Annotated in this window: 10 protein-coding genes and 1 pseudogene; 6 read left to right on the top strand and 5 right to left on the bottom strand. The window is 63.3% G+C overall.

Translation table 11 applies throughout. The features are described 5' to 3' along the window. Positions 1-16 precede the first annotated feature (16 nt). The gene (locus HCZ30_RS06440) at positions 17-1,402 is read right to left on the bottom strand and encodes a phosphomannomutase (protein WP_167637457.1); all 1,386 of its coding nucleotides are present in this window, start codon (positions 1,400-1,402) and stop codon (positions 17-19) included. 168 nt (positions 1,403-1,570) lie between these two features. On the opposite strand from HCZ30_RS06440, the gene HCZ30_RS06435 reads away from it, so the two are divergent. Both HCZ30_RS06435 and HCZ30_RS16875 read left to right on the top strand, forming a co-directional pair. Continuing rightward, entirely contained in the window at positions 1,571-1,837 is a 267-nt protein-coding gene (locus HCZ30_RS06435; protein WP_167637456.1) for a spike base protein, RCAP_Rcc01079 family, read from the top strand. Continuing rightward, entirely contained in the window at positions 1,837-2,739 is a 903-nt protein-coding gene (locus tag HCZ30_RS16875) for a phage head spike fiber domain-containing protein (protein ID WP_432442756.1), read from the top strand. The genes HCZ30_RS06435 and HCZ30_RS16875 overlap by 1 nt, the downstream gene beginning before the upstream one ends. A 14-nt stretch (positions 2,740-2,753) precedes the next feature. On the opposite strand, the pseudogene HCZ30_RS06430 reads toward HCZ30_RS16875, so the two are convergent. The 4 genes and pseudogenes from HCZ30_RS06430 to HCZ30_RS06415 all read right to left on the bottom strand — a co-directional run. Further along, positions 2,754-4,451: pseudogene (locus HCZ30_RS06430) on the bottom strand (glycosyltransferase); the annotation flags it as partial. 158 nt (positions 4,452-4,609) lie between these two features. Next, the gene (locus tag HCZ30_RS06425; protein ID WP_167637454.1) at positions 4,610-5,776 is read right to left on the bottom strand and encodes a lipopolysaccharide biosynthesis protein; all 1,167 of its coding nucleotides are present in this window, start codon (positions 5,774-5,776) and stop codon (positions 4,610-4,612) included. After that, positions 5,773-7,062: a hypothetical protein gene (locus HCZ30_RS06420; protein ID WP_167637453.1), complete on the bottom strand. Its 1,290-nt coding sequence runs from the start codon at positions 7,060-7,062 to the stop codon at positions 5,773-5,775. The genes HCZ30_RS06425 and HCZ30_RS06420 overlap by 4 nt, the downstream gene beginning before the upstream one ends. Then, a complete protein-coding gene (locus HCZ30_RS06415; protein ID WP_167637452.1) occupies positions 7,062-7,940 on the bottom strand; it encodes a glycosyltransferase in 879 nt (292 codons plus the stop codon). Before HCZ30_RS06415 ends, HCZ30_RS06420 begins: the two co-directional genes overlap by 1 nt. A 313-nt stretch (positions 7,941-8,253) precedes the next feature. Here HCZ30_RS06415 and HCZ30_RS06410 point away from each other — a divergent pair, with 313 nt between their 5' ends. Genes HCZ30_RS06410 through HCZ30_RS06395 form a run of 4 tightly spaced genes read left to right on the top strand, consistent with a single transcriptional unit; the run spans position 8,254 to position 11,525 of the window. Beyond that, positions 8,254-8,556: an STAS domain-containing protein gene (locus HCZ30_RS06410; protein WP_167637451.1), complete on the top strand. Its 303-nt coding sequence runs from the start codon at positions 8,254-8,256 to the stop codon at positions 8,554-8,556. 7 nt (positions 8,557-8,563) lie between these two features. Beyond that, the gene (locus tag HCZ30_RS06405; RefSeq protein WP_167637450.1) at positions 8,564-8,929 is read left to right on the top strand and encodes a response regulator; all 366 of its coding nucleotides are present in this window, start codon (positions 8,564-8,566) and stop codon (positions 8,927-8,929) included. Beyond that, the gene (locus HCZ30_RS06400; protein ID WP_246212636.1) at positions 8,929-11,037 is read left to right on the top strand and encodes a chemotaxis protein CheA; all 2,109 of its coding nucleotides are present in this window, start codon (positions 8,929-8,931) and stop codon (positions 11,035-11,037) included. Before HCZ30_RS06405 ends, HCZ30_RS06400 begins: the two co-directional genes overlap by 1 nt. Continuing rightward, positions 11,034-11,525, top strand: a complete 492-nt coding sequence (locus HCZ30_RS06395) for a chemotaxis protein CheW (RefSeq protein ID WP_167637449.1) — start codon at positions 11,034-11,036, stop codon at positions 11,523-11,525. The genes HCZ30_RS06400 and HCZ30_RS06395 overlap by 4 nt, the downstream gene beginning before the upstream one ends. Positions 11,526-11,530 lie beyond the last annotated feature (5 nt).

Below are 11,530 nucleotides of genomic sequence, written 5' to 3'. Positions count from 1 at the left end.
GACTGAGCGCGCTGCGTTATCGCAGCGCGCCACCTACCGTTTCCATATACATGTCGACCAATTCGCGAGCACGTTCCGGCGTGCTCGCTTCCGCATACACGCGGAACTCGGGCGCATTGCCCGACGGGCGCAGGTGAACAACATCACCGCTTTCGAACGTCACGCGCAGACCGTCGGTCTGATCGACATTCGCAACTCCGCCCAGCGCACTAAAGAACTCCGCACGCTTCGCAGCGTCTTCCGACAACTCCGCCAGCAGAGCCTTCGACTTATCGGTCGGCGTTTCCGTCACGCGGTCCGCAGCGGTAAAGCGCGGCGGCAGTTCCGCCACCAGCTCGGCCAAGGTGCGGCCCGCAGCCTTCGCCGCAGCCAGAGGCGCAACGATCGGTAGAATGGAATCGCGGGTCATCAGCGGCTCCAGCTTTCCGGCAGGTGCATCAGCCTCGAACCCGAGGAGGAACCCGCCGTTCGCCTCGAACCCGACGACCTTCGCGCCCTCTTCGGCCAGCGCCTCTTCCATCGCGGCGATCACGAAGGGCGAGCCGATGCGGGTCATGTGGACGGTGCCGAACTCCGGCAGCATTCCGACGACCGAATTCGATGACACCGGCGTGCAAACGACCTCTGCCCCGAGCATCCGTGCGGTCAGAACGCCAAGGATATCGCCCGGGATCACGTTGCCGTCGCCGTCCGTCACCATCGGGCGGTCCGCGTCGCCGTCGGTCGAGATCACAGCCGACAGACCGTGCTCCGCGCACCAGCCGCGCAGCATATCGCGCGTGCCCTGATCGACCGCTTCCGTGTCGACCGGAATGAACGTGTCGGACCGCGCGAGCGCAACGGACACGCCGCCGAGGCGTTCGATCACCGCCATCATCACATCACGCGCGACCGACGAATGTTGGTAAACGCCGATGCGCAAACCGGCGAGCGCAGTGTCACCGAACGCGCGGGCATAGCGGTCGACGTAGGGCGCGATCGCACCATATTCTTTGACGGAAGCGTCCTTACCGGCCGGCGCGACCTTGGCGTCGTAAGCCGCGACAATCGCCTGCTCGTCCGCCTTGGACACTTCGCCCGTCGGCACGTAGAATTTCAGCCCGTTGCGGTCCGCTGGAATGTGGCTGCCGGTAATCATCACCGCGCCCGCGCCCTTCGCCGCGAGGGCCAGCGCGGGGGTCGGCACCACGCCGCAATCAACCGCTTCGACTCCCTGTTCGCGGATCGCGCGGATGACGGCTTCACCGATACTTTCGGAGGACGGGCGCAGATCCTGACCCACGTAAATGCGCGAGCCATGCGGGCAAGCGTTAATAAACGCGCGGGTGTAATCGCCGACAAGCTCGTCGGTCAGTTCGGTCACAAGACCACGCAGACCACTCGTTCCGAATTTCGGTGCCACGGGAAACTCCAAATTTACCAATGAAAAGGGCTTTTCAATGCCCACAGGAGTACCCCGCCCCGCCCCGTCAAAGCAATGCTGCATTCGCGAAAAGAGCACCGTACGCACCCTTCGGCGCGCGTTAACCGCTGCGGGTTAATGTCCGGATCAAAGCACAGGAGACACCCAATGACCGCTCACGATCCCTACGCCTCGCAGACCCGCAGCCGCGCTGGCGGCCCCGCGAACCTCGCTAATGTCACGCCGTCCGACGACACAGATCTGTCCGTCGTATCGCAGTGGATGTACCTCGCGGACGGCGGCGCGGTGACGCTCACCACGGCGGGCGGGCAGACGCTGACAACCCCCGCGCTGAACGCAGGCTGGCACCTGATCGAGGCGACCCGCATCCACGCCACGGGCACCACGGCTTCCGGCATCATGGTGGGCTGGTGATGAAAACGAGCGTTAAATTCCAAGCGACCCGCGCGGTCGCCGCCCCCATCGCCACATGGGACATCGCGCGGCAGGTCTACCCCGCCGGTTTTGGCGTTCAGCGCAATAGCGCGGGGATCAGCATCGCGGGCGGCGCGTTTATCGACGCCCCCGCTAACACCCTGCGCACCTCGGATACCGGAGGCGTTCCCGCCGCGCTGATCGAGGGCGCGTCGACCAACCTCCTCCACTTCAGCGCTGCCGATACGGCGGGCGGCTGGACCGCCTCGGGCGGCAATGCCGAGATGCTTTCGCTCGCCGCGCTTGGCCGTTTTGGCGGGTGCCGGATCAGCTCGAACGGAGCTACGTGGCACCGCCTTCTCCACACCAATCGTCCGCCGGTGAGCGCCGGTCAGGTCTATTGCCTGTCTGCGTGGCTGATCCTCGGCACCTCCGGTAAAGCCCGCTGCATCCTGCGCGACAACGCGGGCGGCACGGAAACGCGCATCCTCGTCGACCAAGGCATCGTGGTCGAGACCACCGACGCGGGCACTGTCGGAAACGTGGCAATCGTCCCAATTGGTGGCGCCCTTCGCCTCACCATCCAGTTCACGCCGAATTATACGGGCGATCTGAATATCGGATTCGGTCCGGGCAGCGCGGTGGCGGGCGAGGACGTCATTCTGCTCGCCGCTCAGTTCGAACAGGGCGCGGCTGGCACCAGCTATATCGGAACCTCAGGCGCGCCCGCGCTGCGCGAGGCCGACGCCGTCAACTGGGCCGCACCGACGGGCACATTCGACATCGCCGCAACGGACGCGGGCGGGGCCGAGCACTTCTTCTCCCGCATTTCGGTCGGTCCTGATTGGGTGCCTCCGTTCGCCATCTCCCGCATGTCGCTCTTTGCCGCGGGCACGTTCTGAGCCGTCAGAATATCGATGATCGCGTGCGCCATGGCGCGGTCATCATCAACGCGGGTCAAGATCGGGTGGTCGGGGATCCCCTCCCCGCCCACCGGAGAGACCACGGTCGGAATGCCGCCCTCCAACGTCTCCAGCACTTTGATTTTGACCCCCGACCCGAGCCTGAGCGGCACCGCAGCCACCGAAGCCGTTGCCAAAACTGGCGAGGGGTCTTCAATGAAGCCGGTGACCGTCACGTCTTTGGCAGCAATCGCGCGCACCCTTTCGGTCGGATGGGCGCCGACAATCCAGACGTGCGCATCGGGGACTGCGATTTTCACGCGCGGCAGGATGTCGTTCACCAAACGAACTGCCGCGTCCTCATTCTCCGCACGGGCCATGTTGCCCCAGAAGATGATGCGCCCCGAAATCGGCGCGGGCTTCGCGATCGAAACCGTCCCCGACACAGGTTCCGCACGCGCCTCCACGCCAACCGCGCTGATTTCTGCGGCGTCTTCTTCGGACAAGGTCGTCACCTGCGCGACACGCGACCAAACCCGCCGCTCCCAACGGCGCGTGAGCAAAGCCTCAAGCCTCAACATCGGGCGCCGAACCGCCATGCGATCATAAAGCTTCGACACCACATCATGCTGCCGGAATTCGAATAACGGCAACGAGTCCTCCGATATCGCGCCCGCGCCTTGCGAAAAGTCAGCATAAAACGCGCGATAGTCTGCGGATTGCACAAGCCTGCCGATCACACGCCCAGCCGCCCAGCGCCGCGCAGAGGCAAATTTCGGCAGATGAGGCCAGCGTAACGCACCCAGAAGGCGCTGCTTTGGACCCACTTCGAAGTCTTTTAGGACGCGCACATTCGCAGGCCAATTCGCAGGCTGAGGGTCAAGACGATCCAGTTTGTTCCGGAAATAGATAACGTCGACCTGCGCGAAATGCATCGCCATCTCGGTGATCTTCCGATGCGCCAGCTTCTGCCCCGAAGACGTCGCCCTCTGGTTCGGACAAAACCCGCAGATATACAAAGCCTTACCCGACCGCGAGGTCTGTAACTGCCGATCCCACCGCTCCGCCCACTCTGGCGGAAGTTTGGCAATTTGCGCCCCCGCCCGACGGTTTAAAAAGGCCGCGACAGCGGGTGGAGGGTTTTGCGCCTCTCCCGCGAATACTGGCTCAGGCGAAATCGTCGGCGCTCCAGCGTTCAAATCCGCGTGGCTCAAGACGCGCTCTACCACCCCCGCCGGATCCTGCGCGATATCGTCGAACGGCACCAATAGCAGGTTTTGGCGCCCGAACACAGCACTCCACCTTGAAATATGGGTGCTATAGTCGCTGTACCGACGCCCGCGACGGGATTTCAGATAGCGGAGCATCGCGGCCACCGGCACGTCCCCAAGCGGCCGCCCGCTGTCAAAACCCATCTCCATCCGCAGGCCCGACCAGTCCCTCTCGGCTGGATGACGGAGGATCATGGCGACCTTCATGTCCGGAAACAGCCGCCGCATCGCGCGGATGCGCCACGCTGCCATCGGCCCATAGTCCGGCGCGATCTCGATAACGGTCCCGCTTCCCAACTGCCGCAGATAACGGCGCAAGGTCCAGCATCGCCCTCGGTCGAAATGATGGAGTTCCTTGATGTCCGGCAGACGACAATCGTTCAGCCCTCGCAGTTGGGCGTCGAGCCACGTTGTCCCCGCTTTTTGTGCGCCGACCACCATCAGGTCGACTTTGGGCAGGCGCCTGAAAGTGCGCACATAGGGCGTGAAGAGCAGCAGAAGTTCTACCGTACCGACCGCAAATTGGGTGATCTTGATCCAAAATGACCCCACTCTGCGCCGGTGTGGATTGATGCCGAGAGCGAGAAGTAGACGTGCCTTCATGCGCGAACTCCGTGCGAAAAGACTGAAATCGATAGCCCCGTTTTGCGCATCGCGGCCCGCAAGAGCGCGAGTTCGTAGGCGATGAGGATCGCAGTCGACGTGATGGCCACGGTGATCGGGCTGCCGAACAGCGCCGCAATCGGGACGGCGATCAACGCCGCGACGAGCGCCGATAGCGAGATGCGGCTGTGGCACGCCTCAAACCCTCGCAAATTCAGGATGAGGCCGGCGGGTCCGGCGGCTCCGTTCACGACCTGGCCCAGAGACAGGATCAGCACGACGGGTAGCATGTCGGTGAACCGCTCGCCGAATAGCGCGAGGATGCGCTCGCCCGCCACGCAAAACACCAAGAACGCTGCGAAAGCTGGGAGTGCGCCGAACAGCGCCGATTTTCTGAGGTCCGCGATCTCGGGCGCTTTAGCGATGCGCGGGCCGAGGACCGTGTTCGCGGCGTTGAGGGCAAAGGACGGCAGGCTCGCGGTGCGGGCAGCGGCGAAGTAAAGGCCCGCGATTTCGGGTCCGAAAACCCCAGCGATGCAAAGCGTATCGAGGTTCGCGAGGCCCGCATTCGCCAGCATCGTCGTCCACACGCGCCGCGCGGGCCTTTGCATCGGCGGCGCGTGGCCAGTTCGGGGCAACCTCGCAGCGGCCCACATCGCCAAGGCAATCGGCCAGAGAATGAGGTTGGCGGCAATCAGCAGAGTGGACGCTCCAAAACCGACCGCAGGCGCGAGGCCGATCAGAGCCAGACGCCAGACGACATCGCGAGGCGCGAGGGCGGCGGTGGTCTTGCCTTGGGCGCGCAAAGCCGCACCGCTGATATCGCAGAGCGCAAAGGCGGGGAGCAGCACCGCGCCATAGGCCAGCGTGGGACGCGGCGCGATGACAGCCGCCAAAAGCGCAGCCGCGAGGGCCATCATTAGGACTCGGCGATTGGCGGCAGAAAGCGCGGCGCCTCCATTCGGCTCGTGCAGATAGCGCAGCAGAATGAGCGGATAGCCCTGCCCGACGATGACCGCGCCGAAGCCGAGGGCGGAGAGGACAATGACGAAATCGCCGTAGTCCTGCGGCGTCATCCAGCGCCCGAAAAGCATGACCGTCGCGTAGGCAATTCCGGCGGCCATGAGCCGTAGGCCCAGCGCAAGAAAACTCTGCCGGATCATAGCGCTCGCCTTTCTGCGATGAGCGCGCCGAGGCACAAAGACGGCCCCGCCCAGAGGTAGAGCGAGGTGATCATGCCGCCGTCGATGGTCCCTGCAACGGCGAAGAGCGTGAATGCAAATCGGGCGCGGGAGAGGGCTCGGCTGCGTCCGCCAATGAGCGCCCACGAGATGATCGCGATGGTGCCGAAAAGGACAGGCAGGCCCGCGTACATTGCCAGCCGCAACATCAGGCTTTTCGCGGTGAGCGCGTTGCCGGTGCGCAGATCCTCGGACACTTCCCAAAGGTGGGAGATGGGTGCGACGCGGTCGGGGTAGAAAAACAATTCGTTCGACCAACCGAGGCCGAAGATCGGGCGCTCCGCGATGAGGCCCAGCGCGGCGGCATTATAATGGCTGCGGATAATGGCCGAGGGGTCGTGCGAGATGTTCCCGAGGCGGTCTGTGAGGCCCGGCAGCAGCACAGCGCCGACCGCTGCGGCGATGACGCCGAGGGCGAGCCACCGAAAATGGCGGATCAGCAGAACGGCAGACACGCCAACGAGCGCGAGGCCGATGATCGACATGCTCAGCGCGGCGAGTGTCAGAGTACCGAGCAGCAGCCAGATGTTCGCCCGCCACTCCGCCGGAAATGCGAACCACGGTAGGAAGAAAAGGACCGCGAGTTTGGCGAGTTCGGCAGGTTCCATCGTCGGGCCGGTGATGCGCCCGAAACGGGTGATGGCTGAGACGCCGCCGTTGTCCCTCGCGCCTTCAATGGCGGGCCAAAGCATTGAATATATGGCGTTTGGCGCGACCGACGACACCCACTGAATAGCCGTGTACGCAGCGACGAGGGCAAAGCCCGCGACCATAGCGGCTTGCAGATCGGCGGGGCGCACGAGGCTCGGCACGGCTGCGGCGGTTGTCACGAAAACGGCGAGCAGGAGAGGCACGATGGCGGTCTTCAGTGACTTCGGCAGCGGATCGAGGCCGTATGCGGTGACGCCCTCAAAGTGCAAGCGTACGCCACCGATCACGGTGAACACCGCGCAGATCAGCAGTAGCCCCACCACCGCGCGGAGCATCACACCGCCCCTGCCTCGCACCAGCACGACCCGCCACGTGCGAGTCATCCAGAGGATCGGCAGCAAAGGTACCAGCACGAACAGCGACAAGTTCGCGTCGAAGTTTCCCAGCCACCCCGGTTTGGCCATGGCGCAGAACGGCAGTGTCAGCAAAAGCGCCAGCGCGAGGTCGCCCGAGAGGTTGGGCAGACGCAACATGCGCGCTGGCATCTGGATGTGCATTACGCCTCCGTCGGGCCTTGAGTGCGGGAGATGCGGCTGCGCAGGCTACTTTGATACACCAACCGCATGAGAGATGCGGGCATCATGCGCAGACCAAGCCTTAACATCGGGTAAACGTAGCCCGCAGAAACGAGCCCGTGTTGCTTGTAGACCGCACGGGCGTACCATTTTGCCTCGGTCAGGCCGCGGCGGACCGAGGTGCGGCGGCGATAGAAGCCCTGCCCTGTACGCCAGCTGAACAGCGTCTGCGGGCAGTTCCCGATCTGCACGCCAAGCTCTGACAGGCGCACGAGAAACGCGAGATCCTCGGTCAGATAGGCGGCGGGGTAACGGGCTTTACGGTCGCGCAAGATACTGCGGCGCATACAAAAAGTCGGATGCAGCACCGGAATGACCCGCGTGAGGGAACGCACCACGTCCTCTTGCGCGACGGGGTATTTACGGCGGGCCAGAGGTGTACCGTCGTCGTCGATATCCACCACCTGACAGCCAACAAGGCCAAGCGTCGGGTGGTCGTTCATGTACGCGATCTGGGCGGCGAAACGGCCCGCGTGGGACACGTCGTCTCCATCCATACGGAAGACGAAGGGCTCTTCGCCAAGCACGTCGATCAGGCGGTTCAGCGACTGCGCGAGGCCGAGGCAGCGGGGATTGCGGATCACGCAGTGGAGACGGTCGCGATTGGCGGCGAGCCAGTCTTCGTGCGCCACCGGCAGCGGGCCGTCGCAGCACAGATAGACGTGGACAGCGGCAACACCCGCCTGCGCCTCTACCGATCCGAGCGCGGTTTCGAACTGATCGAGGCGGTCGCCGCGATGCAAGGTCATCATCACCGCGACCTGCGGCAGCACATAGGCGGACGTGGATATGTCGAACATAGCTAAACCCTCCGTTGGACGGGGATCAGGCTATGCGTGGCGGTCTTAAGATAAGGTTATTCAAAGTTGAATCAATTGACAACTGTCAACTTTAACGGGAATTAATCTTTCGCTTTGCCCCAGAAACTTTTCGTTAATGGCAAGGGATTTGCAGAGAAGAGCTCCAATACTGACCCATTGATCGGGCGGCCCGTCCAAAAGGATACACCGCCCAAGCCGATGGCGTCATAAAGGTTTGCTTCGATCAACCGTTAGACGTGGCATACCAGACAGTTCTGCAGGCTGTCGCGATAACGGTAGATCGGAGCAAGGTATGCCTAACGTCGAAATCGCCCTGACAGGGGACCTCAACCACGCGGATTCTTCCGACCTCCTCGAGGTTCTGATCGAGGCTGTGGACGAGGGTGACTGCCTGATCGACGCAACCGAAGTGACCAAGATCGACTTCGGACCGCTTCAGGTCATGGTGAGCGCTTCGCTTGATGCGGCGGCACGCGCGCGGACTTTCACGGTTCTTGCAAGCGCAGACAGCGCCGTTGCGCAGGCCGTGTCCTTGCACGCGCTGGGCGCGCAACTCGCACTCGCCGAACCTGTAGCAGAAAATAACGAGCACTGAGGATATTATGAGTAAAACCATTCTGACGGTAGATGACAGCCCCTCGATCCGGCGCATGGTGTCCCTGACGCTTCGCGAGGCGGGCTATAATGTGCTCGAAGCAGTGGACGGTCAGGACGGCTTTGCCAAGGCGACCACCAGCCGCGTCGATGCCATCATTACCGACCAGAACATGCCCAACATGGACGGCATCAGCATGATCCGCGCCCTGCGCGCGCATCCGAACGGCAAAGGTGTGCCGATCGTCGTGCTGTCCACGGATTCCGCAGATAACCTCAAGCAACAGGCCCGCGCTGCGGGTGCGCTGGGCTGGATGGTCAAACCGTTCACTCAGGACAAGCTGCTTGCCGTGATGAAGAAGGTGCTTGGCTGATGTCCGACGAAATGGTCGAAATTTTCCACGAAGAGCTGAGAGAGCTGCTCGAGAGCCTCGAAAGGGGTCTCATCGACTTGCAGGTCAGTCCCGATGACGAGGGGCTGGTCAATCAGGTGTTCCGCGATCTGCATACCATCAAAGGTAGCGGCGCGATGTTTGGATTTGTCGACCTCGCGGCTTTTATCCACGACTTTGAAACCGCTTTCGACAAGGTCCGCTCGGGTCAGGTCAAAGTGACGAACGAACTGATCAAGCTCGGCCTCGCGGCTCGTGACGAGATCCCCGGCCTTGTCGAAGGTACGGACGATCCGGACGGTGTGCGGGAGGAGATCCTTGCGGCGCTGACCGCGATGACCGCCGATGCGGGCGATGCGGGCGATGCCCCGCCCGCGCCTGCCGCTGAAGAACCGCTCGACCTCGATTTCGGCGAGCCCCTGCCCGAGCCGGAACCCGAGACCGCCGGTGCCACCCTGCGTTTCACCCTGACGGACGACGCGCTGGGCCTTGGTGCCATTCCGTCGGTCGTTCTGGGCGAGCTGCGCGATCTGGGCGGCACGGACCTGAAGGCCGATATCTCGCGTGTTCCGGGTCTGTCGGACCTCGACATTGATGTCTGCTATGTCGGCTGGTCGATGTATTTCCCCGATGGCATCAGCCGCGAGGACATCGACGAGGTGTTCATGTTCGCCGAGGCGGACTGGAGCCTTGAAGAAGACGCGCCTGCCGAGGGCGGCTTTGACCTCGATCTTGGCGAGCTTGCCGCCGAGAATGGCGAGGAACAGGGCGTCGGTTTCTTTGCGCCCGAAGAGCCTGCGGAAGAACCGGTCGCCGAAGCGCCCAAGGCTGCCCCCGCCCCCGCGCCCGCGCCCGCCGCACCGAAACCGCCCGCCAAGGCACCCGCTGCCAAGCCCGATGCCTCCGCCGAACCTGCGGCGTCGGTCCGCGTTCCCGCAGCGCGCCTCGATACGCTGATGGACTCGGTCGGTGAGCTTGTCACCGTCGAGGCCCGCCTCACCGAACTGGCCCGCCAGAGCCGTGATGCGGCGATCATCGCCACCGCCGAAGAAGTCGCCCGTCTTGCGGCCCGTCTGCGCGATGCGACAATGACCATGCGGATGGTGCCGATGCGCACGCTCGTGGCCCGTTGCCGCCGCCTGATTATGGGTCTGTCGGACGATCTGAACAAACCCGTCGAATTCGAGGTTCACGGCGAGGAAACCGAGCTCGACAAGACCGTCATCGAAAAGCTGGCCGATCCGCTGGTGCACATCCTGCGCAACGCCATCGATCACGGCATGGAAACACAGGAACAGCGCGAAACGACTGGCAAGCCGATGATCGGCAAGGTCGAGCTGTCCGCTGTCCACGCGGGCGGCGAAGTGCTGATCCGCGTCAAGGACGACGGCCGCGGCATGAACCCCGACGTGATCCGCCATAAGGCTATCGAGCGCGGGCTGATCAACTCGGACATGGTGCTGACTGACAGCCAGATCTTCATGCTGATCTTCGAGCCGGGTTTCTCGACCGCCGAAACGGTGACCGAGCTTTCGGGTCGCGGCGTCGGCATGGACGTCGTGCGCCGGACCATCGAAGGGCTGCGCGGCAATATCGAAGTCGCGTCCAAGCTGGGCGAAGGCACCACGGTGACCCTGCGCCTGCCGCTGACGCTGGCGATCATCGACGGTCTGCTGATCGAAGTGGACGACGAGCGCTACACCCTGCCGATGTCGGCGGTGAAGGAAATCTTTGAACTGCCGCCCGAAAAGACGCTGGCGAGCCGGACGGGCGATTACCTCGATATCCGTGGTCATTTCGTGCCGTTCATCCGTCTGCGCACCATCTTCGAATGCACGGGCGATGCGCCCACGGAACAGAACGTCGTCGTTGTCGAAGCGGGCGAGAGCCGGATCGGCATCGTCGTCGACCACATCATCGGCACCAACCAGACGGTGATCAAACAGGTTTCCAAACTCCAGCACAGTGCACGGTCGATTTCGGGCGCCACCATCCTCGGTGATGGCACGGTGTCGCTGATCATCGACGTGCCGCAACTGCTCGCACAGGCCGGTCCGCTGGTCGACAGCTCAAAGGAGGCTGCTGCATGAGCGCTGAAACCAACAAGAACGCCACCATCACGGTGATCACGTTTTCCATCGGGCATCAGAAGCTCGCCATTCCGGCGACCGACCTGCGCGAGATTATGGACCCGCTGCCTATGACCCGTGTTCCGGGTGCGGGAAAATTCGCCCCTTGGGTTCTGAATGTGCGCGGGCAGGTTCTGCCGTTGGCCGATCTGCGCCTGCCGCTGGGTATCACGGACAAAGGCCCCGCCGACCGTCCCGAAGATGCCCGTCGTTTCCTTGTGCTCGAACTGCTGCTTGCAGGAGAGCCGGCGACCGTCGCGATCATGTCCGACATCGTCCACGAGGTTGCGATGATCCCCAAGTCGTCGATCGAGCCACTGCCGTCGAACAGCATGTGGCCGGCCGACTTTGTTACCGGTCTCTTCAAGGGTAACGACGAGTCTTTCGTCCTGATGCCTGATCTTTCCACCATTTGTACCGCAATGGCGCAGCGCGCCGCTGCTGCCTAAAGAGG

The organism is Marivivens donghaensis, assembly GCF_011806565.1.
GTDB lineage: Bacteria > Pseudomonadota > Alphaproteobacteria > Rhodobacterales > Rhodobacteraceae > Marivivens > Marivivens donghaensis_A.
Note: the sequence above shows the minus strand (reverse complement) of the source record. Positions and strands in the feature narration are given on the sequence as shown.

What these genes read in the sequence shown, in the direction of transcription:
- HCZ30_RS06435 (WP_167637456.1), top strand. Translation starts at nt 1,571, where the DNA reads ATGACCGCTCACGATCCCTACGCCTCGCAGACCCGCAGCCGCGCTGGC.
- HCZ30_RS16875 (WP_432442756.1), top strand. Translation starts at nt 1,837, where the DNA reads ATGAAAACGAGCGTTAAATTCCAAGCGACCCGCGCGGTCGCCGCCCCC.
- HCZ30_RS06425 (WP_167637454.1), bottom strand. Translation starts at nt 5,776, where the DNA reads ATGATCCGGCAGAGTTTTCTTGCGCTGGGCCTACGGCTCATGGCCGCC.
- HCZ30_RS06420 (WP_167637453.1), bottom strand. Translation starts at nt 7,062, where the DNA reads ATGCACATCCAGATGCCAGCGCGCATGTTGCGTCTGCCCAACCTCTCG.
- HCZ30_RS06415 (WP_167637452.1), bottom strand. Translation starts at nt 7,940, where the DNA reads ATGTTCGACATATCCACGTCCGCCTATGTGCTGCCGCAGGTCGCGGTG.
- HCZ30_RS06410 (WP_167637451.1), top strand. Translation starts at nt 8,254, where the DNA reads ATGCCTAACGTCGAAATCGCCCTGACAGGGGACCTCAACCACGCGGAT.
- HCZ30_RS06405 (WP_167637450.1), top strand. Translation starts at nt 8,564, where the DNA reads ATGAGTAAAACCATTCTGACGGTAGATGACAGCCCCTCGATCCGGCGC.
- HCZ30_RS06400 (WP_246212636.1), top strand. Translation starts at nt 8,929, where the DNA reads ATGTCCGACGAAATGGTCGAAATTTTCCACGAAGAGCTGAGAGAGCTG.
- HCZ30_RS06395 (WP_167637449.1), top strand. Translation starts at nt 11,034, where the DNA reads ATGAGCGCTGAAACCAACAAGAACGCCACCATCACGGTGATCACGTTT.